The sequence below is a fragment of the Pseudomonas rhodesiae genome (genome assembly GCF_007858255.1).
Lineage (GTDB): Bacteria > Pseudomonadota > Gammaproteobacteria > Pseudomonadales > Pseudomonadaceae > Aquipseudomonas > Aquipseudomonas rhodesiae.
Genome location: NZ_VFEU01000001.1, coordinates 336,140 through 362,858, shown reverse-complemented (window position 1 = coordinate 362,858; position 26,719 = coordinate 336,140). Strand labels below are relative to the sequence as shown.

The window sequence follows — 26,719 nt, the reverse complement described above, 5'->3', positions numbered from 1 at the left end:
GGCGGGAGCTGGGCCCTCCCACCTTCAATCGCAGTCAGTCATTCTTATTGGCAAAGCGTCGTAGATCCAGGGTCATCGGTAATTCATCGTTGATCACGATGGTCGGTACGGGGAGCTTTCCGGGTGTATGGCCGAGCCGGAAAAACCGCGCCATGCGCCGGCTCTCCGCCTCGTTGGCATTCACCGGCAAGCTGTCGTAATTGCGCCCGCCCGGATGCGCAACATGGTACTGGCAGCCGCCCAGCGAGCGCTGCATCCAGGTGTCGAGCAGGTCGAACACCAGCGGCGCATGCACCGGGATGGTCGGTTGCAGGCAGTTGGCCGGTTGCCAGGCGCGGTAGCGCACACCCGCGACGAACTCACCGACACGACCAGTGGGTTGCAGCGGCACCGGGATGCCGTTGCAGGTCAACAGGTATCGTTGCGGCGGCAGGCCGGTGAGCTTCACTTGCAGGCGTTCCAGGGACGAATCCACATACCGCACCGTGCCGCCTGCCGCGCCCTCTTCGCCCAGCACATGCCAGGGTTCCAGGGCCTGACGCAATTCCAGCTCGATACCGCTGACGGCATAGTCGCCGACCTTGGGAAAACGAAACTCCAAGTGCGCGGCAAACCATTCAGCCCGCAGCGGATACCCGGCGGCATTGAGTTCGACGATGACGTCGGCAAAGTCCTGCTCGATAAAGTGCGGCAGCAGGAAACGGTCATGCAGCTCGGTGCCCCAGCGCGCCAGCTTGGCCGGGGCATAGGGTTCACGCCAGAACCGCGCGACCAAGGCGCGCAGCAGCAACTGCTGGGTCAGGCTCATGCGCGCATGGGGCGGCATTTCAAAGGCACGCAGTTCCAACAGGCCCAGACGACCGGTGGCGCCGTCGGGGGAGTAGAGTTTGTCGATACAGAACTCGGCGCGGTGGGTATTGCCCGTGACATCGATCAGCAGGTTGCGCAGCAGGCGGTCGACCTGCCACGGCGGGCATTCCTCACCGGGTTCGGGCATTTGCGCGAAGGCGATCTCCAGCTCGTACAGCGCATCGTTGCGCGCTTCGTCCACCCGCGGCGCCTGGGACGTGGGGCCGATAAACAGCCCGGAAAACAGGTAAGACAACGACGGGTGGTTATGCCAGTAACTGATCAGGCTGCGCAGCAGATCCGGACGACGCAAGAACGGCGAATCCTTGGGCGTGGCGCCGCCGAGTACGAAGTGGTTGCCGCCGCCGGTGCCGGTGTGGCGCCCGTCGATCATGAATTTTTCCGTGGTCAGTCGGGTTTGTCGCGCCTCTTCGTAGAGAAACTCGGTGCGCTCCACCAACTCGTCCCAAGTGGCGGACGGTTGCACGTTGACCTCGATCACGCCCGGGTCCGGCGTGACCCGGAAGTTGCTCAGCCGCGTATCGGCCGGTGGTTCGTAGCCTTCCAGCAGCAGCGGGCAATGCAGTTCTTCTGCGCTGGCTTCGATGGCGGCGACCAGTTCCAGATAATCTTCCACGCGCTCCAGCGGCGGCATAAACAGGTACAGCCGCCCTTCGCGAGCCTCGGCGCACAGCGCGGTGCGGGTCAGCCAATCGGCGGATTCGTCCACCTGCGGCACGCGCTCGTCGTTGGGGGCCGGCTCGGCGTGGTTGTGCAGCTGCGCATTATCCGGCAGTTCCGGCAGATCCTGGTTAGGGTCTGTGGGGTGCACGAACGGATACTCCGCTGCCGTCACCCAGGGCTGCGACGCCAATGGCAGGCGGTAGCCCAGGGGCGAGTCCCCCGGCACCAACCGGCAATGGGTATCGCGCAGGTACCAGCGCCCGCTCTGCCAGCGGTCATTGGCCGCCGTGCGCGCCAGCGGCAGCACATGGCCGATGACTTTATCCAAACCCTGGCTGAACACTTTGCGCAGGCGCTCGCGTTCCAGTTCGTCGCTGAGTCGCGGGTCTTGGGCCGTGACGTTCCGCGGCAGCGCACCTTCGCGCCACAGGTAATAAAAATTATCCTCGAAGGCCGGGAACACGAAACGCGCCGGCAATTTGAGGCGCTCGGCGACGCTGGCCAGGAAGCGCCCAGCCAACTCGTCGTTGGCGCCGTAGTCCTGCTGCTCGTCGGCGATCAGTGCGCTGTTGTGCCAGATCGGCACGCCGTCGCGACGCCAATAGCAATTGAGCGACCAGCGCGGCAGTTGTTCGCCGGGGTACCACTTGCCTTGGCCGAAGTGCACCAGGCCCTGGGGCGCGTAGTGCTGGCGCATGCGCTGGAACAACTGGGCGGACAGGCGCCGTTTGTCCGGCCCCAGCGCGGCGGTGTTCCACTCGGCGCCGTCGGGGTCGTCGATGGACACGAAGGTCGGTTCGCCGCCCATGGTCAGGCGCACGTCGTGCTTGAGCAGGTCGCCGTCGATCTGCCGGCCCAGGGCCTGGATCGCGTGCCACTGCTCTTCGGTGTAAGGCTTGGTGACGCGTGGCGCCTCCCAGATCCGCTCCACCGACATTTCATGGGCAAACTCGCACTCGCAAGGCTCCACCAGCCCACTGATCGGTGCGGCAGAGGAAGGATCGGGGCTACAGGCCAACGGAATATGCCCTTCCCCCGCGAACAGGCCGGAGGTGGCATCCAGGCCGATCCAGCCGGCACCAGGCAAGTACACCTCACACCAGGCGTGCAGGTCAGTGAAATCCACATCGGTGCCGGACGGCCCGTCCAGGGCTTTGAGGTCGGCGGTGAGCTGGATCAGATAACCCGAGACAAACCGCGCCGCCAGCCCCAGGTTGCGCAACAGTTGCACCAGCAGCCAGGCCGAGTCGCGGCACGAACCCGAGGCGTTTTCCAAAGTGAATTCCGGGGTCTGCACACCGGGTTCCATGCGGATCAGATAGCCGATGTCCGCCGCCAGGCGTTGATTGAGGCCCACCAGAAAGTCCACCGCCGGCAGCGGCGTGCGGTCGATACCGGCCAGGTAAGCAGCGAACTTCGGCGTCAACGGCAGGGTTTCCAAGTACGGCGCCAGCTCGCGCTGCTCGTCGGCGGCGTAATTGAAGGGAATGTTTTCGGCGTAGGGCTCAAGAAAAAAGTCGAACGGGTTGAACACCGCCATCTCGGCGACCAGATCGACTTCAATGCGCAGTTCGGCGGTTTTTTCCGGAAACACCAGGCGCGCCAGGTAATTGCCCTGGGGGTCTTGTTGCCAATTGATGAAGTGCTGCTCGGGCAGCACTTTCAGCGCATAGGACAAAATCCGCGTACGGCTGTGGGCCGCCGGGCGCAAGCGCACAATTTGCGGGCCGAGTTCGACAGCACGGTCGTAGCGGTAATGCGTAACGTGGTGCAACGCGACATGAATCGACACGGCGGCCTCCTGCGAGCCAGGGCATGGGCACATAGCGCGCAAGACTTATGCCAGAGCAGCGGTCATTGCGCGTTATCGTAAGACCCGGTGCAGTACAGCACCAAAACGGCGCCATCGTAGAGGGCAATAGTGCAAGCGTTGCACCTATTTGTGACGCGAGTAGGCGAATGAAGAGCAAATCCAGCCAATCAACGGGCTTTTCGCTGCGCAACGACGGCTTGGCGCAGACGACGTATTTCGAGGAGTCTGTGGCGCATTTCGCGGTGGCGCTTGCTGTTGAGCAATAGCAACCCCAGCAACGGAAACAACAACGCCGAGCCGTATACCAGCAAGTGAAGGTCGTATTGAATCATCGGCACGACGAACAACAGGCAGCACACCAGGTAGCCTGCCACCAGCCTGGTCGCCCAGGGATAGCCTCGAGCGATCATCACGTTGCCAAACACTAGCACCGCCACCAATACCAGGATCGCAGCCCCTGAATAACTGGACTTGAGCGCGGGATCAACTCCGCGCAGGTACGTCACGCCCGCCATCGACACTGCGGCCGAGCCGGAAAAGATCGCCATGAACACGGTACCCATGAATACGGGAAAATAACGCGCCAGGAAGCTGCCCATGTCGGGAAAGCCCTTCATTCCGTCAAATCCTCGAACAGACCGATCGCAATGGTTTCAGCCGTGCCCACATGGCCGGTTCGATAGCTGCCCCAGATCCCCAGCAGGCCCCCCAATGCATCCTTGATTTGCGTCAGCGTGGCATGACGGATTTGCGTCGAGCTGTAGCTTTTGGTCAGTTTGCCGGCACGCTGCTGCAATTTGATCAATTTGGGGGTCAGGCTCGGGTCTCTCAGGCTGAGCAACTCCTTGGTCAACTTCTTACGCTCCTGGCGCGTCAGACCTTTGAGCAACTCGTACCAACTCTTGCCTAATGCGGCAGCTTTTTTGGCCTTGAGCAGCCGGAACGTGGTCAAGGCGCCCGTGCCGATGCCCACCAGCGAGGCGGCATCGAGAACTGGGGAAACGGCGCCATACCATTCCGCGTCGTCCATGCGGTCGTTGGCTTCAGGGTCAAGCACTTCGTTGTAAGTACGCGCCACGCCAAAACCGCATTGCGCGCTGCTGGCCAATGCCGCCGTGACGCCAATGCCCACCACAAAAGCACTGGCGCCGGCGGTGAACGGTACAGCGACACTGCCGCTGAACACCACAATCCAGCCAATCACCGCCGCGCCGCAGGAAAGCCCCATATCAAACGCCTCCTTCTGCAGGCGACCTTCACGGGGGTCGGTCTTCACCTGCTCTACAAACTGGGCAGGCGAAATGTACTTCTGCGCTTCACGCAAAATGATGCGCTTGGGCTTGATACTGCAAATGGGCTTGAATTCGCGCAGGGTGACGACGTTGAAGTCGGCGTCGATATACACCACGCCTGCGCCGACGATGCCGGGGTCGGCGTCAATGGCGGCGAATAAGCGTGGCAAGTTGATCTGACTTTCGATGCGCTGGCGCGCCATGAACTGGGAGCGGTTGGAGTCCATACCGATGCCGGCCAGAGGGTTGCCCATGAGGAGTTCTTCCTTGAAGGGTGGAGACTGGACTGACGCTATCGGAGGCAAGCCCCCTCCCACAATTGGAGCGTGAATGCGGTCAAGTGTGGGAGGGGGCTTGCCCCCGATAGCGATTTAATGAGCGCCACCTTACCAAACAGCCTCACCCCCGACCAGAAAGCAAAACGCCAGCACAAGGCTGGCGTTTTGCATTTTCAAGCGACGATCAACGCGGCACCACAGGCTTGCGGGCTGGCTTGCCGCCCTTGCCCTTGGCCGCATCGCTACGTTCCTTAGCCGCCTGCTTGTTACGCGCCTGGGCCGCGGCCTTGGCTTGTTCACGCTTGTCCCACGGGTTGCTGCCGTCGCTGCCACGAGGTGGCAGGCCGGTGTGCTGGGTGAGGATCTTGGTGGTGGTCTGCTTGGCGACCTTGTGGCTACCGGCCGGCGTCGAGTTCTTGCGACGGGCGCTCTGGTAGCTGTCGGTGCTCGGCTGATGCAGCGGGATCAGTTGGTCCTTGCCCGGCCCGATCAGGTCGGCGCGGCCCATGCGGGTCAGCGCTTCGCGCAGCATCGGCCAGCCTTTCGGGTCGTGGTAGCGCAGGAAAGCCTTGTGCAGACGGCGCTGCTCCTCGCTCTTGACGATGGTTACTGCGTCACTCTTGTAAGTGACCTTGCGCAGCGGGTTCTTGCCCGAGTGATACATCGCGGTGGCGGTGGCCATCGGCGACGGGTAGAACGCCTGCACCTGGTCGGCGCGGAAACCGTTGCCCTTGAGCCACAGCGCCAGGTTCATCATGTCTTCATCGGTGGTACCGGGGTGAGCGGCGATGAAGTACGGGATCAGGTACTGTTCCTTGCCCGCTTCCTTGGTGTACTTCTCGAACATGCGCTTGAACTTGTCATAGCTGCCGATGCCCGGTTTCATCATCTGGTTAAGCGGACCTTCCTCGGTATGTTCCGGGGCGATCTTCAGGTAACCACCGACGTGGTGAGTCACCAACTCTTTCACGTATTCCGGCGATTCCACGGCGAGGTCGTAGCGCAGACCGGAGGCGATCAGGATCTTCTTCACTCCCGGCAATGCACGGGCGCTGCGGTACAGCTGAATCAGCGACGAATGGTCGGTGTTCAGGTTCGGGCAGATGCCAGGGAACACGCACGATGGCTTGCGGCACGCGGATTCGATTTCCGGGCTCTTGCAGGCGATACGGTACATGTTCGCGGTCGGGCCGCCGAGGTCGGAGATCACCCCGGTGAAGCCTGGGACTTTGTCACGGATCTCTTCGATCTCGCGAATGATCGACTCTTCGGAACGGTTCTGGATGATGCGGCCTTCGTGCTCGGTGATCGAGCAGAAGGTGCAGCCACCGAAACAGCCACGCATGATGTTCACCGAGAAGCGGATCATGTCGTAGGCCGGGATCTTCTCCTTGCCGTACGCCGGATGCGGGACGCGTGCGTAAGGCATGCCGAACACGTAGTCCATTTCTTCGGTGGTCATCGGGATGGGCGGCGGGTTGAACCACACGTCCACTTCACCGTGCTTTTGCACCAGGGCGCGGGCGTTGCCCGGGTTGGTTTCCAGGTGCAACACACGGTTGGCGTGGGCATAGAGCACCGCGTCATTGCGCACTTTTTCCACCGACGGCAGGCGGATCACGGTTTTGTCGCGGGTCATCTTGGGGCTGGCCAGGATCTGCACGACCTTGGCTTCTTCCGGGTCTTCGACCGGGCCTTTCTCCTGCTCGATGGCGCAGGCCTGGGTGTCCTGGGTGTTCACGTACGGGTTGATGATCTTGTCGATCTTGCCCGGACGGTCGATGCGGGTGGAGTCCACTTCGTACCAGCCCGCCGGCGTGTCACGGCGGATAAACGCGGTGCCGCGCACATCGGTGATGTCTTCGATCTTGTGGCCCCAGGATAGGCGCTGGGCCACCTCGACGATGGCCCGCTCGGCGTTACCGTACAGCAGGATATCGGCGGTGGCGTCGATCAGGATCGAGTTGCGCACGCGATCCTGCCAGTAGTCGTAGTGGGCGATGCGGCGTAGGGAAGCTTCGATGCCGCCGAGCACGATCGGCACATTCTTGTAGGCTTCCTTGCAACGTTGGCTGTACACCAGGCTGGCGCGGTCCGGGCGTTTGCCGGCCATGCCGCCAGGGGTGTAGGCGTCGTCGGAGCGGATTTTTTTGTCGGCGGTGTAACGGTTGATCATGGAGTCCATGTTGCCGGCCGCGACGCCGAAGAACAGGTTCGGCTCGCCGAGCTTCATGAAGTCGTCTTTGGACTGCCAGTTCGGTTGGGCAATGATCCCGACGCGGAAGCCCTGGGACTCCAGCAGCCGGCCGATGATCGCCATGCCGAACGACGGATGGTCAACGTACGCATCACCGGTGACGATGATGATGTCGCAGGAATCCCAGCCAAGCTGATCCATCTCCTCCCTGCTCATCGGCAGGAATGGCGCAGGGCCGAAACATTCGGCCCAGTACTTGGGATAGTCAAATAACGGCTTGGCTGTTTGCATGACGGTGACCGGTGTTGAGATGAAAAATCGCGGGCGCGGAATATAGCACAAAATATGACCAATTCCGACGGTAATGGTCGGAATTGAGCAGAAGGCTTTATTCGTCGTCGTCGAAGTTGTAGCTGCCCGGCGCCAGGTTTTCGAAGCGCGTGTACTTGCCGATAAACGCCAGGCGGATAAAGCCGATCGGCCCGTTCCGCTGCTTGCCGATGATGATCTCGGCGATGCCTTTATGCTCGGTCTCCGGGTGATACACCTCGTCGCGGTATACGAACATGATCACGTCGGCGTCCTGCTCGATCGCACCCGATTCCCGCAAGTCGGAGTTCACCGGGCGTTTATTGGGGCGCTGTTCCAAGGAACGGTTGAGCTGGGACAGTGCCACCACCGGGCAGTTGAATTCCTTGGCCAGGGCTTTCAAGGAACGGGAGATCTCGGAAATTTCGTTGGTGCGGTTATCGCCGCTGGAGCCCGGGATCTGCATCAGCTGCAGGTAGTCGATCATGATCAAGGCGATGTCGCCGTGCTCACGCACCAAACGACGGGTACGCGCACGCATCTCCGAAGGGCTGATGCCCGCCGTGTCATCGATAAACAATTTGCGGTCGTTGAGCAGGTTGACCGCCGAGGTCAGGCGCGGCCAGTCGTCGTCTTCCAACTGACCGGAACGCACTTTGGTCTGGTCGATGCGGCCCAGGGACGACAGCATACGCATGATCAGCGATTCGCCTGGCATCTCGAGGGAGTACACCAGCACGGTCTTGTCGCTGCGCAACACGGCGTTTTCCACCAGGTTCATCGCGAAGGTGGTTTTACCCATCGACGGACGGCCGGCCACGATGATCAAGTCGGCCGGTTGCAGGCCGCTGGTCTTCTCGTCGAGGTCGGTGTAGCCGGTGGAAATGCCGGTGATGGCGGCGTCGGTGTTGAACAAGGTGTCGATCCGGTCAATGGCCTTGGTTAACAGCTCGTTGACGCCTACCGGGCCGCCGGTTTTCGGTCGGGCTTCGGCGATCTGGAAGATCTGGCGCTCGGCTTCATCTAGGATTTCTTCAGCGGTGCGGCCTTCGGGGTTGAAGGCGCTGTCGGCGATTTCGGTGCTGATGCCGATCAACTGACGCAGCGTGGCGCGCTGACGCACGATCTGGGCATAGGCCTTGATGTTGGCGACGGACGGCGTGTTTTTCGCCAACTCGCCCAGGTAACCGAGGCCGCCGACCTGGGAGGTCTGGCCCTCTTTATCGAGTTGCTCGGCCAGGGTCACCACGTCGATCGGGGAGTTCTGGTCGGCCAGCTTGGCGATGGCGCGGAAAATCAGGCGATGGTCATGACGATAGAAGTCCCCGTCCGAGACTTGATCCAGCACGCGTTCCCAGGCGTTGTTGTCCAGCATCAAGCCACCGAGCACGGCCTGTTCGGCCTCGATGGAATGCGGCGGCACCTTCAGGGCAGCGGTTTGCAGATCGTATTGCTCAGGAGCGGAAATATCGTTCATGGCCACTTGGAATTTGGGGTGTGTAGAAAAACAAAAGGCACGACCTGTAAACAGGATCGTGCCCGATGTTAACTGGCTGACACGCGAGGTGCCAGTCAGTTAGGTACAGCCTTAAGCAGCTACCACAACAACGCGTACGGTGGCTTCAACTTCGGCGTGCAGGTGCACGGCTACGTCGAATTCACCTACGTTGCGGATGGTGCCGTTCGGCAGACGAACTTCGCTCTTCTGCACTTCAACGCCGGAGGCGGTCAGTGCATCAGCGATGTCGTGGGTGCCGATCGAACCGAACAGCTTGCCTTCGTCACCGGCGGTGGCAGTGATAGTCACTTCCAGCTCAGCCAGTTGGGCAGCGCGAGTTTCGGCCGATGCTTTTTTGTCAGCTGCGGCTTTTTCCAGCTCAGCGCGACGCTCTTCAAACGCAGCCAGGTTGGCAGCGGTTGCAGCGGTGGCTTTGCCGTATGGCAGCAGGTAGTTACGACCGTAGCCGGCCTTAACGTTCACTTTGTCGCCCAGGTTGCCCAGGTTGGCGACTTTTTCCAGAAGGATCAGTTGCATGTGAAAATCCTCTAACTTTTAACCTTCACCGTTCGCGTTATCGGCGTCTTTCGGCGCCAGACGACCGCGAAAATCAATCAGGCCGTCGACAATGGCCAGAACCACGAGTAACGGATAGATCAGCTGCATGAACAGCAACAGCGTCACGTACAACCCCACCAGCCAAAACTTGGCCAGGCGCTTCTGCGCGGCGAGCCCATGGATCAGGGCCAGCCCGGCAAACACCAGCGGTACACTGCAAATCGGCGCCAACAAGGCCATCTGTGGACCGAAGTTCGGTCCGACAACCATGCACGCCAGCAGCAACATCGCCGGTCCCGCGGGGATTCTGATACTGCGAAACTCGCGACCAAAACCACCCGGGTTGTACAACAACGCCTGCCAATAACGCCCAAGAATCAGGCTCAGCACGCTGACGACCTGCAACAATGCCGCAATCAGGCCGGTCAGGACCGGCGCAATCAGTGACGCAAACCGCGCTCGCTCATCTACCGACAATTGCTGGTAGAGATCCCCGAGGGCCAGCGGCAGGATCTTGACGATCTCCTGCGCCAGCGCCTCGATTTGCGGGCGGAAAGCCGCGCCAAGCATCACTGAGTACACCAACCCCAATGCCACGCTGACCAGCAGCGTGCGGACCCAGGACTCGCTTGCGCGCAAAACCAACGCAAGGCTCGATGACCCCAGCAGTACCAGAAGCACTCGTGGATCACCCATTTGCAGCCACCAGATCAAGGCCGGCAACAAACCCAGGGCAAGAACGCCAACGGCGTCCTTCAAACCGCGCCGCAGCAGCACAAGGCAACCCGCGGCAGCACCCAACCAATAAAGCAACGGCAACGCCGCACAGCCAGCCACTACCAGAGTGGCCTGCATACGACCGCGCATGATGAACTCAGCTAAGGCGCGCATGCATTCAATCCCTTACTACTTGTCGACTGCCCGGTCTCAGCGGCCGTGGCTGTCGGTGTAGGCCAGCAGGGCCAGGAAGCGGGCGCGCTTGATAGCGGTGGCCAGCTGACGCTGATAACGTGCTTTGGTACCGGTGATACGGCTTGGAACGATTTTGCCGGTCTCGGATACGTAGGCTTTCAGAGTGTTGAGATCTTTGTAATCGATCTCTTTCACGTCTTCAGCGGTGAAGCGGCAGAATTTACGACGACGGAAGAAACGTGCCATTTGATAGGCTCCTTAAAAGGTCCGTGGATTACTCGTCAGCGTTATCGCTGTTGTCGCTGTCATCACTGTCAGCGCTATCAGCGCCTTCGTGCTCAGGACGGTCGCGACGCTCACGGCGCTCACTGCGGTTTTCTTCAGCCTTGAGCATCTCGGATTGGCCGGTAACGGCTTCTTCGCGACGGATGACCAGGTTACGGATCACTGCATCGTTGTAGCGGAAGTTGTCTTCCAGCTCGGCCAGGGCCTTGCCAGTGCACTCAACGTTCAGCATCACGTAGTGAGCCTTGTGAACATTGTTGATTGCGTAGGCCAGTTGACGACGGCCCCAATCTTCCAGACGGTGGATTTTGCCGCCGTCTTCTTCGATCAGCTTGGTGTAACGCTCAACCATGCCGCCGACTTGCTCGCTTTGATCCGGGTGGACCAAAAAGATGATTTCGTAATGACGCATGAATGCTCCTTACGGGTTGTAGCCTGCCGCTCAAAAACGGTCAGACAAGGAGTGAATGACACTTATGGATCTTGCTGCACGGAGGCACATCAATGCCTGCCAGGAAGGCAAGGGGCGCAATAGTAGAGGAGCAGGGGGGAAGCTGCAAGCTACAAGCTACAAGTGGTCAACCACCGTGCTGTTAACTTGCAGCTTTAAGCTTAGGACTTGCGCGAAGCGACCGCCTTTTTGGCCCCACGCTGACGCTGGGCTTCAAACAAGCACACGCCGGTCGCGACCGAAACGTTGAGACTGCTGACGCTACCGGCCATCGGCAAATGCACCAGGTAATCGCAGTGCTCGCGGGTCAGGCGGCGCATGCCTTTGCCTTCGGCACCCATGATCAGAATGGTCGGGCCGGTGAGGTCCTGGTCATAAATGCTGACCTCGGCCTCGCCCGCCGTGCCCACGACCCACAAACCGCGTTGCTGGAGTTTCTCCAGGGTGCGCGCCAGGTTGGTCACGGCCACCAGCGGAATCACTTCCGCTGCGCCGCAGGCCACCTTACGCACCACCGGCGTCAGGGTGGCGGACTTGTCTTTAGGCACAATCACCGCCAGCGCGCCGGCAGCATCCGCCGAACGCAGACAGGCGCCGAGGTTGTGCGGATCGGTCACGCCGTCCAGCACCAGCAACAGCGGCGAGCCTTCGGTACGGTCGAGCAGCTCATCTAGCATGGCCTCGCCCCACACCTGGCTTGGGCTGACATCAGCCACGACACCCTGGTGAACACCCTCGACCCAGGCGTCCATCTCACGGCGCTCGGCCTGGCCGATGGCGACACGGTTTTCATTAGCCAACTCGACCAGCGCCTGCACGCGCGGTTCGCTGCGACCTTCCGCCAGCCATACCTGCTTGACGCGCTTGGGATGGTGACGCAGCAGGGCTTCTACGGCGTGTACGCCGTAGATTTTTTCCAGACTCATGACTTGGCCTTAGGTTTGCGCGACCCGCCGCTTTTCGCGGGAGCCGAACCCGCTTTCGGCGGGCCTTTACGATGTTTACTCGGTTTGCTCGACGGTTTTTCCGCGCCGTGGGACTTTCCCCCAGACGCCGCTTTACCACCACTTTTGGCTTCGTTGAGCAACTGCTGCTTCAACTCGCGACTCTTGCGCAGCTCGGCGTTTTTCGCCGCCGCGTCGCTTGGGCGATAGGCATCGGGAGCTTTGTCTTTGGCGGACGAACGGCGAGCGGCTTTAGCCGGCTCAGGTTCAGCCGTCTTGGCAGCCGTACCTTTGCCCTTGCTGGCTGGCGCAGCGGTATCGCCGCCACGTTTTTTACGGCCAGTCGGCTCGACCGGTTTATCAGGCATACCAAAGTCGATCTTGCGCTCGTCGAGATCGACGCGCATGACCTGCACTTCCACCGTGTCGCCCAAACGGAAGCTGCGACCGGTGCGCTCGCCCGCCAGACGGTGATGTACAGGGTCGAAGTGGTAGTAGTCGCCTGGCAAGGCGGTGACGTGCACCAGACCCTCGACGTAGATATCGGTCAGCTCGACGAACAGACCAAAACCGGTTACGGCAGTGATCACGCCCGGGAAGGACTCGCCCACGCGGTCTTTCATGAACTCACACTTGAGCCAGTTCACCACATCGCGCGTGGCTTCGTCGGCGCGGCGCTCGCTCATGGAGCACTGCTCGCCCAACTGTTCCAGGGCCGCTTCGTCGTACGGATAGATGCGCGCCTTCGGAATGGTCATGGCACCGGCGCGCTTGACGTGCGGGGTGTTCATCTTGGAATGGATCACACTGCGGATCGCGCGGTGCGTGAGCAGGTCCGGGTAACGACGGATCGGCGAAGTGAAGTGAGTGTACGCCTCGTAATTCAGGCCGAAGTGGCCTTGGTTGTCGGCGCTGTACACCGCCTGGCTCAGGGAGCGCAGCATCACGGTCTGGATCACATGGTAATCCGGACGATCCTTGATGCTCGCCAGCAGTGCCTGATAATCCTTCGGCGTCGGGCCTTCCTTGCCTTTGTGCAGGGACAGGCCAAGCTCGCCGAGGAATGCGCGTAGTTTCTCCAGACGCTCCGGCGGTGGGCCGTCATGCACACGGTACAGCGCAGGAATCTCATGCTTCTTGAGGAACTCAGCCGTGGCCACGTTGGCCGCCAGCATGCACTCTTCGATCAGCTTGTGGGCATCATTGCGGGTCGTGGGTGTGATCGCCGCAATCTTGCGCTCGGAACCGAAAATAATCCGGGTTTCCTGGGTTTCAAAGTCGATGGCGCCACGCACATGACGTGCGCCCAGCAGCACCTTGTACAGCGCATACAGCTGCTTGAGGTGCGGCACTACACCCGCATACTCGGTACGCAGAGCCTTGGCTTCGCTGGATTTCGGCGTTTCCAGGATAGTGCTGACCTTGTTGTAGGTCAGGCGGGCCTGGGAATGGATCACGGCTTCGTAGAACTGATAGTCGGTCATTTCGCCGGTTTTCGAGATGGTCATCTCGCACACCATGGCCAAACGGTCGACTTTCGGATTCAGCGAGCACAGGCCGTTGGACAATTCCTCCGGCAGCATCGGAATCACGCGCTCAGGGAAGTACACCGAGTTACCGCGCACCTGGGCCTCGTTATCCAGGGCCGAGCCGATCTTCACGTAGCTGGAAACGTCGGCGATCGCCACGTACAACTTCCAGCCGCCGGAGAACAGGCGCAGCTTGCCCGGCTTGGCTTCGCAGTAGACCGCGTCGTCGAAGTCGCGGGCATCTTCGCCGTCGATGGTCACGAACGGCAGATGGCGCAGGTCGATGCGCTTCTCTTTGTCCTTCTCTTCAACTTCCGGCTTGAGCTTGCGCGCTTCCTTCACCACGGCTTCGGGCCAGACGTGAGGAATGTCGTAGGTACGTAGCGCGACATCGATTTCCATGCCCGGCGCCATGTAATTGCCGACCACTTCGATCACATCGCCCTGAGGCTGGAAGCGCGGGGTTGGCCAGTGGGTGATTTTCACCTCGACGAACTGACCGACCTTGGCGTTGGCGTTGCGGCCTGGAGTGATCAGCACTTCCTGCTGCACCTTGGGGTTGTCCGGAACGACAAAACCAATACCGCCCTCTTCGAAGTACCGGCCGACAATGGTCTCGTGACCACGGGATACCACTTCGACAATCACGCCTTCGCGACGACCGCGACGGTCGAGGCCGGAAACGCGTGCCAAGGCACGGTCGCCGTCGAACACCAGACGCATCTGCGCAGGGCTCATGAACAGGTCATCGCTGCCGTCGTCCGGGATCAGGAAGCCGAAGCCGTCACGGTGGCCGGCGATGCGACCGAGGATCAGGTCGAGCTTGTCCACAGGCGCGTAGGTGCCACGGCGGGTGTAGATCAGTTGAGCGTCGCGCTCCATGGCGCGCAGGCGGCGGCGCAGGGCTTCGAGCTGGTCTTCGGTGGTCAGACCGAATTCTTCAACCAATTGCTCGCGGCTAGCAGGCGAACCCCGATCGGCGAGATGCGCCAGGATCAGTTCGCGGCTAGGAATAGGGTTTTCATATTTTTCCGCTTCACGAGCGGCCTCGGGATCGAGGGACTGCCAATCGGCCATTAGAGAGTTTTCACCTTGTCTATATGCGGGTTAGTTTGGCATACGCGTATTGAAACGGGAAATTTCAGGCATCAACAAGCGTTTAAACGCCCTTTAAAGCCCTCGCCGGGCACCTTGCACGACCACTGGCGAAATTTTCCAGGTTTTTTTCATGGCGGGGGTTTACAGCTCAAAAAGCGCTCCGTATAGTGCGCGCCATCGACGACGGCAACGTCGCAGATACTGCCCAGATGGTGAAATTGGTAGACACGCCAGCTTCAGGTGCTGGTGGCCGCAAGGCCGTGGAAGTTCGAGTCTTCTTCTGGGCACCAATTCAAAACTTGAGGTTCGCCTTGAGTCTCACAAAAACCCGCGAAAGCGGGTTTTTGCGTTACAGGCCTTTGATTTCTAACGAAAAACTTGATTTATATTTTTGAATCAGGGGTTTACAGATCAAAAAGCCCACCGTATAGTTCGCCCCATCAACGGCGGTAACGCTGCTGAGAATGCCCAGGTGGTGAAATTGGTAGACACGCCAGCTTCAGGTGCTGGTGACCTTACGGTCGTGGAAGTTCGAGTCTTCTCCTGGGCACCATACTCAGATCAAACCCGCGAAAGCGGGTTTTTTCGTTTCCGGGGCTTGAAAACTTTTCCCGCAATTGTCCCCTCACCCGCACTTGAGAAGTTTTATCGTTTATCCTTGCAATGATTTGTTGCACTCAAGTGAGGAAAACCCCGGATGATGATCCGCGATACCCGTCCCAAGACATCCCTTCTGCGTGGCCTGACCATCACTCTACTCGGCCTGACTCTGCTCTCCCCCACTGCCTATTCCGCCGACAAGGTCTCCCTGACCTTGTACAACGGTCAACACAAAGAAGTCGGCGACGAACTCGCCAAAGCCTTCGAAGCCAAGACAGGCATCCACGTCAATGTGCGCAAAGGCAGCAGCAACCAGCTGGCCAGCCAGGTCGTGGAAGAGGGCGAGCGCTCTCCCGCCGACGTGATCTACACCGAAGAATCCCCACCGCTGAACAAGCTCGGCGAGCAAGGCCTGCTGGCCAAGATCGACGCCAGCACCCTGGACGTCTTGCCCAAGGACTACGTGGGCAGCAATGGCGACTGGATGGGCGTAACCGCACGCACCCGCGTCGTGGCGTTCAACCCCAAGTTGATCGCCGAGAAAGACCTGCCCAAGTCGGTGCTGGATTTCGCCGGCCCCGAGTGGCAAGGCAAAGTCGGCTTTGTCCCCACCAGCGGCGCGTTCCAGGAACAAGCCGTGGCAATCATCAAGCTGCACGGCCGCGAAGCCGCCGAAGAATGGCTCACTGGCCTGCGCGCGTTCGGCAAGGTGTACAGCAACAACATGGTGGCACTGAAGGCGGTGGAAAACGGCGAAGTGGCTACGGTCCTGGTGAACAACTACTACTGGTTTGCCTTGAAGAAAGAAAAAACCAATCTCGACTCCCAACTGCATTACTTCACCGATGGCGACGCCGGCGGCCTGATCACCGTGTCCTCCGCTGCGGCGCTGAAGTCGAGCAAGCATCCCAAGGAAGCGCAGCAACTGCTGGCGTTCATGGCCAGCGAAGAAGGCCAGCGTGTGATCACCAACACCTCGGCGGAATACCCACTGCGCAAAGGTATGCAGTCCAATCGCGGGCTTAAGCCGTTCAACGAACTGCAACCGCCAAAAGTCACCCCCGCCGACCTGGGCAATGCCGAAGAAGCCCTGGAGCTGGAACGTGAAGTTGGCCTGAACTGATGAACCCATCGCTCCCCGCCATGGGCGGGGGATTCAACCCTCGACGCAAGCGCCCTTCGATCTGGCTGCTGATTCCCGTGCTATTGCTGGTTGGCTTGAGCCTGTTGCCGCTGGCCTATGTGGGGCTGAAGGCCTGGGAGGCGGGCTGGGCGCAAGCGGTGCATCTGCTGTGGCGGCCTTACGTGTTCGGATTGCTGCGCAACACCTTGGCGCTGATGGTCGGTGTGACGCTGACCTGCGGTGTGATCGGCCTGTCCCTGGCGTGGCTGCTGGAACGCAGCAACCTGCGCGGGCGGCGCATCTGGGGCGTGATCCTGTGCCTGCCATTTGCCGTGCCGGCGTTTGTCAGCAGTTTCACCTGGGTGTCGCTGAGCGCCGACTTCGAGGGGCTGGGCGGGGCGATTCTGGTGATGAGCCTGTCCAAATACCCATTGGTGTTTCTGCCGGTGGCGGCAACGTTGCGTAACCTCGACCCGTCACTGGAAGAATCGGCGCGCACCCTGGGGCTGAATCGCTGGGGCATATTCCTGCGCGTCACGCTGCCGTTGTTATGGCCATCCTTACTGGCCGGGGCGCTGCTGATCGCATTGCATATGCTGGTGGAGTTCGGTGCGCTGTCGATCATCGGCCTACAGACGTTTACCACCGCGATCTATCAGCAATTCGAACTGGAATTCAGCAACGCCAATGCCGCGATGCTCTCGGCGGTGCTGCTGGTGATGTGCCTGACCCTGTTGTGGCTGGAGCTGCGCGTGCGTGGCAAAGGTCGACATGTGCGCATCGGCCAAGGCGCCGCGCGCCATGCCGAGCCGGTCAAACTAGGCAAGTGGGCGCCGCTGGGCCAGGTGTATTGCCTGGCGCTGGCGATCATTGGCAGCGGCATTCCCCTGGGGATGCTCGGCTATTGGTTGGCGGTGGGTTCGTCGGCGGCGTTTCCGCTGGCTGAAATCAGCGAGGCGCTGCTCTCCTCCTTGGCCCTGTCGCTGGGCGGTGCGGCGCTGTGCCTGGTGCTCGCGGTGCCGGTCGGGCTGCTGGTGGTGCGCTACAAGGGCCAATTGGCGATCTGGGCGGAACGCTTGCCCTACTTGCTGCACGCCCTGCCTGGGCTGGTGATTGCGCTGACGCTGGTGTACTTCGCCCTGCACTATGTGCCGGTGCTGTACCAGACTTCGGCGTTGCTGCTGATCGCGTATGCGCTGCTGTTCCTGCCACTGGCCCAGGCGCCGATCCGCACCGCGCTGAACAAGGCGGCACCGCAACTGGAAGAGGCCGCGCGCACGCTGGGGGCATCGTCATTCAGCGCGTTTTGCCGGGTAACCCTGCCGATCATCTTTCCGGCATTGGGCGCAGCGTTCGCACTGGTATTTCTCGATGCCATGAAAGAACTGACCGCGACGCTGCTGCTCAGCCCAACCGGGTTGAACACATTGGCGACAGCCGTGTGGGCGCACACCTCAAATGTGGAATTCGCGGCGGCGGCGCCTTATGCGGCGCTGTTGATCGTGGTGTCGGGGCTGCCGGTCTATTTGCTCACGACGCGGATGTATTTGAGTCGCTGAAAGCGTTATCGGGGGCAAGCCCCCTCCCACAGGTTGTACGGCAGGCAACGCTAAGCCCGAAACTGACCCAGACTCGCCTTCAACTGCGCAGCCAACCCATCCAACACCTTGCCGCTGGCGGTGGTTTCCACCACTGCCTGTGCGGCACGCTCGGCCTGGGCATGGATCACCTCGACCCGTCCACGCACGGCTTGGGCGCCTTTAGCCTGATGTTCAGCGGCACGAGTGGCCAGGCCAATCGCGGCGTGCACCTGCTCCACCGACGCCTGCACCGTCTGCTGCAAGCGCACGCTATCGCGCAGCACCAACAAACCCTCATTGGCTTGGCGACCGGCCTTGCCAATGGTTTCCACCGCCTCGCGGGCACCTTGCTGCAAGGCCACGATATGCGCCTGGATATCCCCAGTGGAGCTTTGAGTCTTGCTCGCCAAGGCGCGCACCTCATCCGCCACCACAGCAAAGCCGCGCCCAGTCTCGCCGGCCCGCGCAGCCTCGATGGCCGCGTTAAGCGCCAGCAGGTTGGTCTGCTCGGCAATGCCATGAATCACCGTCAACACCACCTCGATCTGCTCGCTCTGTTGCGCCAGACGCTCGATAACCTGCGCGCCCGCCTCGACCTGCCCAGCCAATGCCTCAATCAAGCTACCTACTTCGGCCGAAGTGCGTGAGTTCTGGTCCGTAGCCTGGCGAATATCCACCACCTGCTGCAAAGCAGCCTGCATAGCCTGGCTTTCGGCCTGAGCCTCGTCGGCCATTTCCGAGAGGGCACGCAGGCTTTCGGCCACTTCATCACGCTGCAAACCGGCTGCCGCATCGGCACCGGCATTACGCAAGGTCATTGCACCGATCTCAACCCCGGTACGCTGGGCCACATCGCCCGCCTCACGCACGATCGGTTGCAACTTATCCACAAAGCGATTAACCGCCGAGGCCATGTCGCCGATCTCGTCTTTGCTGCTGATTTGCACGCGCTTGGTGAGGTCACCCTCGCCCGCCGCCAGATCATCCATGGCCGCAATCAGCAATTTCAGGCGATTGACCACGCGGCGCCCGAGCACCACTGCAATCAGCAGCAGAACCCCCAGCCCCACCAACGCCAGGCCCATGCCGATGCGCCAGCGCAGCGTACCGGCCGCTTCCTGCACGGCATTGGTGGTATTGGCCGTCATCTGGGTGGCAGTGGCCTGCGCCGACTGCAACTTCGCGCCCATAGCGGCTGCGCTGTCCGCCGCCGCGCCCTTTAGGCTGTCGCCCACCAGTTGGTCGCCGCTGGCGATCAGGGCGGCAAAACGCTTATCCAACGCCTGCAGGTCGGCTTCCACCGAAGCGGTGGACACCCCCATCAGCACCTTGCCGATCTCCACGCCATTCGGACTGATGGACGCCTCAACGTAGTAAACCGACGGGTCGGTCTTGGCCGCATTGAGCACTTTGTCCAAGGCACGATCGCCTTGGCCTTTTTCCAACAGCGCTTTGTTGATTGGGTTTTCGCGGTTCAGGTAACGCGTCAAATGCTCACCGGTCGCGTCGTCGTAGACCACGAACAACACGTTGGGATTGCGCTGAGCACGCCGGGCAAACTCGGACAAAGTCGGCACATCGCTGTCCCACATGGCCCGCGGCGCCACCGAAGCCAGCAGCTGCGCCATATCATTGGCGGAGTCTTGCAGGTCTTTTTCCAGGGTTGCGCGCAGTTGCTTCTGCTCTGCCTGCAAACGCGAAGACAAACCGCTGGTCAAGCGCTGACGCGTACTGGAGGACAGGCTGTCGAGACTGGAAGTGACTTCCTTCCCGGCTTGCGCCAGCTCGTTCGACAGTTTTTGACTGTCGATGCCTAGGCGGTTGCCCAGATCGGCTTCCAACACCGTGACGGTGCTCCGCGTCAGCGCGACGGCCACCAGCACCTGCACCAAAAGAGCGATACCCAGGGTAACGAACACCGGGCGCAGCAATCGGCTTTGTAACAATGAAAGAACGGCAGACATCGGAAATTCCCTCCACCACGGGTGCCATTAATTTGATAGCACCGCGAAAGAAGGAAATACAGCAAGGGTCGTGCCGTTTATTGCCTGGAAACGACAAAGGGCTCCCGAAGGAGCCCTTTGCGTTTTAGATCAACAGCTTATTAAGCGAACGGGTGACGCAGAACGATGGTTTCGTTGCGGTCAGGGCCCGTCGAAATAATGTCAATCGGTGCGCCGATCAGTTCTTCAACGCGTTTGATGTAGGCACGGGCATTGGCCGGCAGCTCTTCCAGGGACTTGGCGCCCACGGTCGACTCGGTCCAACCCGGCACTTCTTCGTACACAGGCTGCAGGCCTACGTAGCTGTCGGCATCAGTCGGCGCAACGTCGTTACCGTTTGCATCTTTGTAGCCGGTGCAGATGTTGATGGTTTCCAGACCATCGAGTACGTCCAGCTTGGTCAGGCAGATGCCCGAGATGCTGTTCACATCGATAGCGCGACGCAGGATAACGGCGTCGAACCAGCCACAACGGCGAGCACGGCCGGTGGTTGCACCGAACTCATGGCCTTGTTTGGCCAGGTGCGCGCCTACTTCGTCGAACAGCTCAGTCGGGAATGGACCCGAACCGACGCGCGTGGTGTACGCCTTGGTGATGCCCAGGATGTAATCCAGGAACATTGGGCCCACGCCCGAACCGGTGGCAACGCCGCCAGCCGTGGTGTTGGAGCTGGTCACGTACGGGTAGGTGCCGTGGTCGATGTCCAGCAACGAACCTTGGGCACCTTCGAACATGATGTCCTTGCCGGCGCGACGCAGGTCGTGCAACTCAGCCGTCACGTCCAGCATCAACGGCTTGAGCAGCTCAGCGTATTCTTTGCACTCGGCCAGGGTCTTGTCGAACTCGATGGCCGGCTCTTTGTAGTAACCGACCAGCATGAAGTTGTGGTAATCCACCAGTTCACGCAGCTTGTCTTCAAAGCGCGGCATGTTGAGCAGGTCGCCCACACGCAAGCCACGACGTGCAACCTTGTCTTCGTAGGCCGGGCCGATGCCACGACCGGTGGTGCCGATCTTCAGCTCGCCGCGGGCCTTTTCACGGGCCTGGTCCAGCGCGACGTGGAAGGACAGGATCAGCGGGCAGGACGGGCTGATACGCAGGCGCTCGCGCACCGGTACGCCTTTCTCTTCCAGCTTGGTGATTTCCCGCAGCAGGGCGTCCGGTGCAACCACCACGCCGTTACCGATCAGGCACTGCACACCTTCGCGCAGCACGCCCGACGGGATCAGGTGCAAAACGGTTTTTTCGCCATCGATGACCAGGGTGTGGCCAGCATTGTGACCACCTTGGTAGCGCACTACGGCGGCAGCATGTTCGGTCAGCAGATCAACGATCTTGCCTTTGCCCTCATCACCCCATTGGGTGCCCAGGACTACGACATTCTTACCCATAACACTTGTCCTCATTCGCGCAAACTTGGTGCCGGCGATGGCCGGCAGGAAAACTCAAGAAGCCAGTGGCGATACTTGCCAAAGCCCGTTCTGCAGAATCAATTGCCGGTCGCAGTCCGCTTCACGGGCGGCGGCCAATGGCTGCCCAGGCAATGCCTGGACGACACGCTGACCCTCACTGCGCAACTGGCAGACCTGCTGCCAGAGTGCTGCGTCCGTACTGTCGGGCATCCAGATGCCACCAGACGGCAGCTCGACCTCAGCACGCCCCAGGGTCACCAGGGTTTTCAAATCGGTGGAGAAGCCGGTGGCCGGACGCGCGCGACCGAAGTCGGCGCCGATATCGTCATAACGACCGCCTTGGGCGATGGCCTGGCCAACGCCCGGAACAAACACCGCGAACACCACACCCGTGTGGTAGTGATAACCGCGCAGCTCGCCCAAATCGAAATACAGCGGCAACTGCGGGAAACGTGCCGACAACTGCTCGGCAATGGCCACCACATCATCCAACGCCGCCAAGACCGCCGCCGGCGCGCTCGCCAGTTGTTCACGAGCAGCCGAAAGCACTTCGCGGCCGCCACACAAGTTCACCAGCGCGCGTAGCATGCGGGCCAGATCGGCGGGCACACCTTCAGTCAGCGCGATGACTTCATCGATGGCCTTGCGCTGCAAGGCATCGAACAACTGTTGCTCCACTTCACCAGACAAACCGGCCGCACGGGCCAAGCCGCGATAGATACCGACGTGGCCCAGGTCCATGTGCACATCCGGGACGTCAGCTAGTTGCAGCATGGCCAGCATCAAACTGATGACTTCCACGTCGCTGCTCGGGCTGGCGTCGCCGTACAGCTCGGCGCCCAGCTGGATCGGGCTACGGGAAGACGACAAGGCGCGGGGCTTCGCATGCAGTACGCTGCCGGCGTAGCACAGGCGGTTCGGGCCTTCGCGACGCAGGGTGTGTGCGTCGATGCGCGCCACCTGCGGCGTGATGTCGGCACGGAATCCCATCTGCCGACCCGACTGCGGATCGATAACCTTGAAGGTGCGCAGATCCAGGTCCTGGCCCGCGCCGGTCAGCAGGGATTCGAGGTACTCGATATGAGGGGTTACGACAAAGTCATAACCCCAGCTCTGGAACAGATCCAACACCTGGCGGCGCGCTACTTCGATGCGCGCAGCTTCCGGTGGCAGTACTTCTTCGATGCCATCTGGCAGCAGCCAGCGGTCTACCGTTGCCATTACGCCATTCCCCTTTGATCCGGGCGGCCAGCCCTCGGCCGAGCCTTGAGTGAAGCAGAAAATGCCCGCCGCCTGCATAAACCACGCGCAAGAGCGACGTGACGAACGGCCTGCCAGCGGCCTCGTCGGGCACTTTCCTCGAAAAACCTGTCACGCCTGCCGAATCAAACATGCAGACGCAAAAAAGCCGGGAATTTCCCGGCTGCCGCATCATACACCCGTTTTCTGAAAGGATCACCCCGCCAGGCGTTTTACCCGCCCGACGGAGTGTGCCCTACGCAGTCACAGGCGCTTACTTGGCTTTTTCCAGGTAGCGAAAGAAATCGCTGCTTGGGTCCAGCACCATGACGTCGGTTTTGTTGGCGAAGCTTTCACGGTAGGCACGCAGGCTGCGATAGAACGCGTAGAACTCCTGATCCTGACCGTAGGCCTTGGCGTAGATCGCCGCAGCTTGAGCGTCGCCATCACCACGGGCCTCTTCAGACTCGCGATAGGCTTCGGCCAGCAGTACACGACGCTGACGATCGGCATCAGCGCGGATACCTTCGGCCAACTCGTTACCCTTGGCGCGATGCTCACGCGCTTCACGCTCACGCTCGGTGCTCATACGCTCGAACACGCTGCGGTTTACTTCCTTCGGCAGGTCGATGGCCTTGACCCGAACATCGATCACTTCGATGCCCAGCTCTTTTTCCGCCATCTTGTTCAGCGAAGCCGTGATATCCGCCATCAGCGCATCACGCTCACCGGACACCACCTCGTGCAGGGTGCGCTTACCAAACTGGTCACGCAGGCCCGATTCCAGACGACGCGACAAACGTTCGTCGGCAATCTGCTTGAGACCGGAAGTTGCGGTGTAGAAGCGCTCGGCGTCCTTGACGCGCCACTTGGCGTAGGCGTCAACCATCACGGCTTTCTTTTCCAGGGTCAGGAAGCGCTGTGTCGGTGCATCCAGAGTCATCAGGCGTGCATCGAACTTGCGCACCTGGTTGACGTAGGGGACTTTTACATGCAGACCCGGCTGGACATCCGCCTGGACCACGCGACCGAATTGCAGCAGCACCGCACGCTCGGTCTGAGCCACGATGTAGAAGCAGTTCCAGGCAGCGATGACCACGACGACGCCCACAATCAGGGCGGTCAGCGATTTATTGCTCATCAACGACTCTCCCTGGTACGTGTTTGCTGTTGCAGCAAGTCAGCAGCCGCACGGGCGCTCGCTTCATTGGCAGCGGCATTGGAACCGGTAGACGGCGCGCTGGTGCTGCTACGACCACCTTCGATCATCTTGTCCAGCGGCAGGTAAAGCAGATTGTTCTGCCCACCCTTGCTGCCGGTCACGAGAACCTTGCTGGTATTGCTGAAAACTTCCTGCATGGTGTCCAGGTACAGACGCTCGCGGGTAACCTCGGGCGCCTTGCGGTACTCGGCCACCAGCTTGGTGAAGCGATCGGCCTCACCCTTGGCGCGAGACACTACTTCGTCGCGATAACCGTTGGCATCTTCGATGATGCGCTGAGCTTGACCACGGGCTTCCGGCACGACGCCGTTGGCGTAGGTTTCAGCCTGGTTGCGCGAACGCTGTTCGTCCTCACGGGCACGGATCACGTCGTCGAAGGCTTCTTGCACCTCACGCGGTGCCGCTGCGCTCTGTACGTTCACCTGGGTGACGGTGATACCGGTGCGGTAGGTATCGAGGAACCGTTGCAGGCGCTCCTTGATCTCGCTGGCCATCAGCTCACGACCTTCGGTGAGCACCTGATCCATGGCGGTGGAGCCCACCACATGGCGCAGTGCACTTTCGGTTGCGTGTTGCAGGCTGATTTCCGGCTGATCAACGTTCAACACGAAGTCCTGCAGGTTGCTGATCTTGTACTGCACGGTCAGCGGCACTTCGACGATATTCTCGTCTTCGGTCAGCATCTGGCCCTGCTTGGTGTAGGCACGCTCACGCGTGACGTTCTCCATGTACTTCTTGTCGATCGGCGGGAAATAGATATTCAGGCCCGGACCAACAGTCTCGTAGTACTTGCCGAAGCGCAGCACCACGGCCTGCTCCTGCTCGTCCACCACGTAGACCGCGCTGTACAGCCAGACAGCTGCCAGCACCACAAGGCCCAAGCCGAGCAGGCCGTAACCACCGCCCTTGCCCGTGCGACCGCCGTCGTCACCACCACGTTTTTTTCCACCACCGAACAACCCATTCAGGCTTTCCTGCAGCTTTCGGAAGGCCTCGTCGAGATCTGGTGGCCCCTTGCGGTCGCCATTATTGCGGCGCTTACCACCCCAAGGATCCTGATTATTCGAGTTGCCACCCGGCTCATTCCAAGCCATAGCGCTCTCCATCTGATAAAGCAAAGACGCACCCACGGCGCGCCGACCAATGCTACAGAATGCCTGCTACTGCGGCACAACCGCTTTCGGAGGCTTTTATTGCAAAGTGTGTTGTTCGATGAACTCTGTCGGCACCACACCTTCACGACTGACCAGCCGATTCAGCTCCGAGCGCGGCAATCGAACGGCCAGCAAGCTGACACCTTCTTCGTCGTGTTCTTCTTTCTGTACCGCGCCCAGCTCGAAAAACTGTGCACGCAGTCGAGCAAAACGCTGGGGCAAGCGCAAGGTGCCGACAAACAAATCACTGCCGAGCAACTCGGCAATCGCTTGTTCAAGCAGCTCCAGGCCACTGCCATCGCGCGCCGACAGCCAGACCCGCTGGGGCTTGCCGTTCTCATCGCGCTGGATTTGCGGCTCCACGCCTTCAAGCAAATCGAGTTTGTTATAGACCTCGAGGATCGGCAAGTCCTGGGCACCAATCTCGCCCAGCACCAGCATCACCTGCTCGATCTGCAACATGCGGTCCGGCTCGGCCGCATCGATTACATGCAGCAGCAAGTCGGAATTGCTCGACTCTTCGAGCGTAGACCTAAATGCCTCGACCAGCTTGTGCGGCAAGTGACGAATAAAACCCACGGTATCGGCCAACACGATCGGCCCCAGGTCGGCCAGATCCAGACGACGCAAAGTAGGGTCGAGGGTGGCGAACAGTTGGTCCGCCGCGTACACGTCGGACTTCGTCACGTTGTTGAATAGCGTGGACTTGCCGGCGTTGGTGTAGCCCACCAGAGACACGGTAGGAATATCCGCCCGCGAACGCCCACGGCGCGACTGCTCGCGCTGGCTGCGGACTTTCTCCAGCCGCCCCTTGATCTGACGCAGGCGAACCCGCAGCAGACGGCGGTCGGTTTCGAGTTGGGTTTCACCCGGCCCACGCATGCCGATACCGCCACCCTGACGCTCAAGGTGAGTCCAGCCGCGCACCAGACGCGTACTCATATGGTCAAGCTGGGCCAATTCGACCTGAAGCTTACCTTCATGGGTGCGGGCGCGCTGGGCGAAGATATCGAGAATCAGACCGGTGCGGTCAATCACGCGACACTCGAAAACACGTTCGAGGTTACGTTCCTGACTGGGCGTGAGGGTGTGATTGAAGATCACCAGATCGGCTTCTTCGGCGTGAACCAGGTCGCGCAATTCCTCGACCTTGCCGCTGCCGATCAGGTATTTGGCGGTTGGCCGATGACGCGGCACGTTAAAAAACGCAACGGTCTCGGCGCCGGCCGAATTTGCCAGCTCCTGAAACTCCTGCGGATCTTCGCGCGCCTCAGGGTCCTGTCCATCCAAGTGAACGAGGATTACTCGCTCACCACCACCGTGGCGCTCAAAGAACAAAGGAGACTCCTATCAGGCGTTACCTGGCTCAGCGTCAGCTTGCTCGTCACCCGCTGCGCTAGGCAGGCGGATTGGGCGAACAGGGACGACTGTCGAGATAGCGTGTTTGTAAACCATCTGGCTGACGGTGTTTTTCAACAGGATCACGAACTGGTCGAACGACTCAATCGTACCTTGCAACTTGATACCGTTGACCAGATAAATGGAAACCCCCACTTTCTCTTTACGTAAGGTATTCAAGTAAGGGTCTTGTAGCGAATGCCCTTTTGACATGTGCCGCACTCCTTTAAGGATCAATAATAAAAATCGGAAAATAGAAAGCTTTAACCGTCACACCCCCAAGGATAGACG

At 60.5% G+C, this 26,719-nt stretch carries 20 protein-coding genes, 2 tRNA genes and 1 pseudogene; 4 read left to right on the top strand and 19 right to left on the bottom strand.

Annotated elements, in window-relative coordinates; all coding sequences use genetic code 11:
• Positions 1-34: 34 nt before the first annotated feature.
• The 11 genes from FIV35_RS01520 to rnr form a co-directional block, all read right to left on the bottom strand.
• Positions 35-3,325: a transglutaminase family protein gene (locus FIV35_RS01520; protein WP_083377914.1), complete on the bottom strand. Its 3,291-nt coding sequence runs from the start codon at positions 3,323-3,325 to the stop codon at positions 35-37.
• Positions 3,326-3,513: 188 nt separating this feature from the next.
• Positions 3,514-3,963 carry a hypothetical protein gene (locus tag FIV35_RS01515; RefSeq protein ID WP_034136663.1) on the bottom strand — a complete coding sequence of 150 codons (450 nt, stop codon included), beginning with the start codon at positions 3,961-3,963 and terminating at the stop codon, positions 3,514-3,516.
• Positions 3,960-4,892: an Ssp4 family T6SS effector gene (ssp4, locus tag FIV35_RS01510; RefSeq protein WP_034095618.1), complete on the bottom strand. Its 933-nt coding sequence runs from the start codon at positions 4,890-4,892 to the stop codon at positions 3,960-3,962. The genes FIV35_RS01515 and ssp4 overlap by 4 nt, the downstream gene beginning before the upstream one ends.
• A 208-nt stretch (positions 4,893-5,100) precedes the next feature.
• Positions 5,101-7,404 carry a YgiQ family radical SAM protein gene (locus tag FIV35_RS01505; RefSeq protein ID WP_034136662.1) on the bottom strand — a complete coding sequence of 768 codons (2,304 nt, stop codon included), beginning with the start codon at positions 7,402-7,404 and terminating at the stop codon, positions 5,101-5,103.
• Positions 7,405-7,501: 97 nt separating this feature from the next.
• Complete coding sequence (gene dnaB, locus FIV35_RS01500; RefSeq protein ID WP_034095616.1) at positions 7,502-8,899, bottom strand: replicative DNA helicase; 1,398 nt, start codon at positions 8,897-8,899, stop codon at positions 7,502-7,504.
• 111 nt (positions 8,900-9,010) lie between these two features.
• Complete coding sequence (rplI, locus tag FIV35_RS01495; RefSeq protein WP_003171376.1) at positions 9,011-9,457, bottom strand: 50S ribosomal protein L9; 447 nt, start codon at positions 9,455-9,457, stop codon at positions 9,011-9,013.
• Positions 9,458-9,475: 18 nt separating this feature from the next.
• Positions 9,476-10,369, bottom strand: a complete 894-nt coding sequence (locus tag FIV35_RS01490) for a YybS family protein (protein ID WP_034095615.1) — start codon at positions 10,367-10,369, stop codon at positions 9,476-9,478.
• A gap of 36 nt (positions 10,370-10,405) precedes the next feature.
• Positions 10,406-10,636, bottom strand: a complete 231-nt coding sequence (gene rpsR, locus FIV35_RS01485) for a 30S ribosomal protein S18 (RefSeq protein ID WP_002551829.1) — start codon at positions 10,634-10,636, stop codon at positions 10,406-10,408.
• Between the two features lie 28 nt (positions 10,637-10,664).
• Positions 10,665-11,087 (bottom strand): 30S ribosomal protein S6, encoded by a 423-nt coding sequence (rpsF, locus tag FIV35_RS01480; protein WP_003236224.1) that lies wholly within the window; start codon positions 11,085-11,087, stop codon positions 10,665-10,667.
• Between the two features lie 200 nt (positions 11,088-11,287).
• Positions 11,288-12,052: a 23S rRNA (guanosine(2251)-2'-O)-methyltransferase RlmB gene (gene rlmB / locus FIV35_RS01475; RefSeq protein WP_034136661.1), complete on the bottom strand. Its 765-nt coding sequence runs from the start codon at positions 12,050-12,052 to the stop codon at positions 11,288-11,290.
• Positions 12,049-14,676, bottom strand: coding sequence for a ribonuclease R (rnr, locus tag FIV35_RS01470; protein ID WP_034136660.1), 2,628 nt, complete (start codon positions 14,674-14,676; stop codon positions 12,049-12,051). Before rnr ends, rlmB begins: the two co-directional genes overlap by 4 nt.
• Positions 14,677-14,900: 224 nt before the next feature.
• Between rnr and FIV35_RS01465 the strand changes: the two genes are divergently transcribed.
• The 4 genes from FIV35_RS01465 to FIV35_RS01450 all read left to right on the top strand — a co-directional run bounded on the left by FIV35_RS01465 (position 14,901) and on the right by FIV35_RS01450 (position 17,979).
• A tRNA-Leu gene (locus tag FIV35_RS01465) sits at positions 14,901-14,987 on the top strand.
• A gap of 176 nt (positions 14,988-15,163) precedes the next feature.
• Positions 15,164-15,250: transfer RNA gene (locus FIV35_RS01460), tRNA-Leu, on the top strand.
• Positions 15,251-15,394: 144 nt separating this feature from the next.
• A complete protein-coding gene (locus FIV35_RS01455) occupies positions 15,395-16,420 on the top strand; it encodes an extracellular solute-binding protein (protein WP_034111524.1) in 1,026 nt (341 codons plus the stop codon).
• Positions 16,420-17,979 (top strand): ABC transporter permease, encoded by a 1,560-nt coding sequence (locus FIV35_RS01450; protein WP_034136659.1) that lies wholly within the window; start codon positions 16,420-16,422, stop codon positions 17,977-17,979. The genes FIV35_RS01455 and FIV35_RS01450 overlap by 1 nt, the downstream gene beginning before the upstream one ends.
• A gap of 50 nt (positions 17,980-18,029) precedes the next feature.
• On the opposite strand, the gene FIV35_RS30210 is transcribed toward FIV35_RS01450, so the two are convergent.
• The 8 genes and pseudogenes from FIV35_RS30210 to hfq form a co-directional block, all read right to left on the bottom strand.
• The gene (locus FIV35_RS30210; protein WP_371918512.1) at positions 18,030-18,734 is read right to left on the bottom strand and encodes a methyl-accepting chemotaxis protein; all 705 of its coding nucleotides are present in this window, start codon (positions 18,732-18,734) and stop codon (positions 18,030-18,032) included.
• A gap of 201 nt (positions 18,735-18,935) precedes the next feature.
• Positions 18,936-18,989: pseudogene (locus tag FIV35_RS30205) on the bottom strand (hypothetical protein); the annotation flags it as partial.
• Between the two features lie 1,115 nt (positions 18,990-20,104).
• Complete coding sequence (locus FIV35_RS01440; RefSeq protein WP_034095609.1) at positions 20,105-21,394, bottom strand: adenylosuccinate synthase; 1,290 nt, start codon at positions 21,392-21,394, stop codon at positions 20,105-20,107.
• Between the two features lie 54 nt (positions 21,395-21,448).
• Entirely contained in the window at positions 21,449-22,636 is a 1,188-nt protein-coding gene (locus FIV35_RS01435) for an ATP phosphoribosyltransferase regulatory subunit (protein WP_034136657.1), read from the bottom strand.
• A gap of 292 nt (positions 22,637-22,928) precedes the next feature.
• On the bottom strand, positions 22,929-23,795 hold the full coding sequence (hflC, locus tag FIV35_RS01430) for a protease modulator HflC (RefSeq protein ID WP_034095607.1): 867 nt from the start codon (positions 23,793-23,795) through the stop codon (positions 22,929-22,931).
• Positions 23,795-24,970, bottom strand: coding sequence for an FtsH protease activity modulator HflK (hflK, locus tag FIV35_RS01425; protein WP_034136656.1), 1,176 nt, complete (start codon positions 24,968-24,970; stop codon positions 23,795-23,797). Before hflK ends, hflC begins: the two co-directional genes overlap by 1 nt.
• A 96-nt stretch (positions 24,971-25,066) precedes the next feature.
• Complete coding sequence (gene hflX / locus FIV35_RS01420) at positions 25,067-26,368, bottom strand: ribosome rescue GTPase HflX (RefSeq protein WP_034095605.1); 1,302 nt, start codon at positions 26,366-26,368, stop codon at positions 25,067-25,069.
• 12 nt (positions 26,369-26,380) lie between these two features.
• Positions 26,381-26,641 (bottom strand): RNA chaperone Hfq, encoded by a 261-nt coding sequence (hfq, locus tag FIV35_RS01415; RefSeq protein WP_034095604.1) that lies wholly within the window; start codon positions 26,639-26,641, stop codon positions 26,381-26,383.
• Positions 26,642-26,719 lie beyond the last annotated feature (78 nt).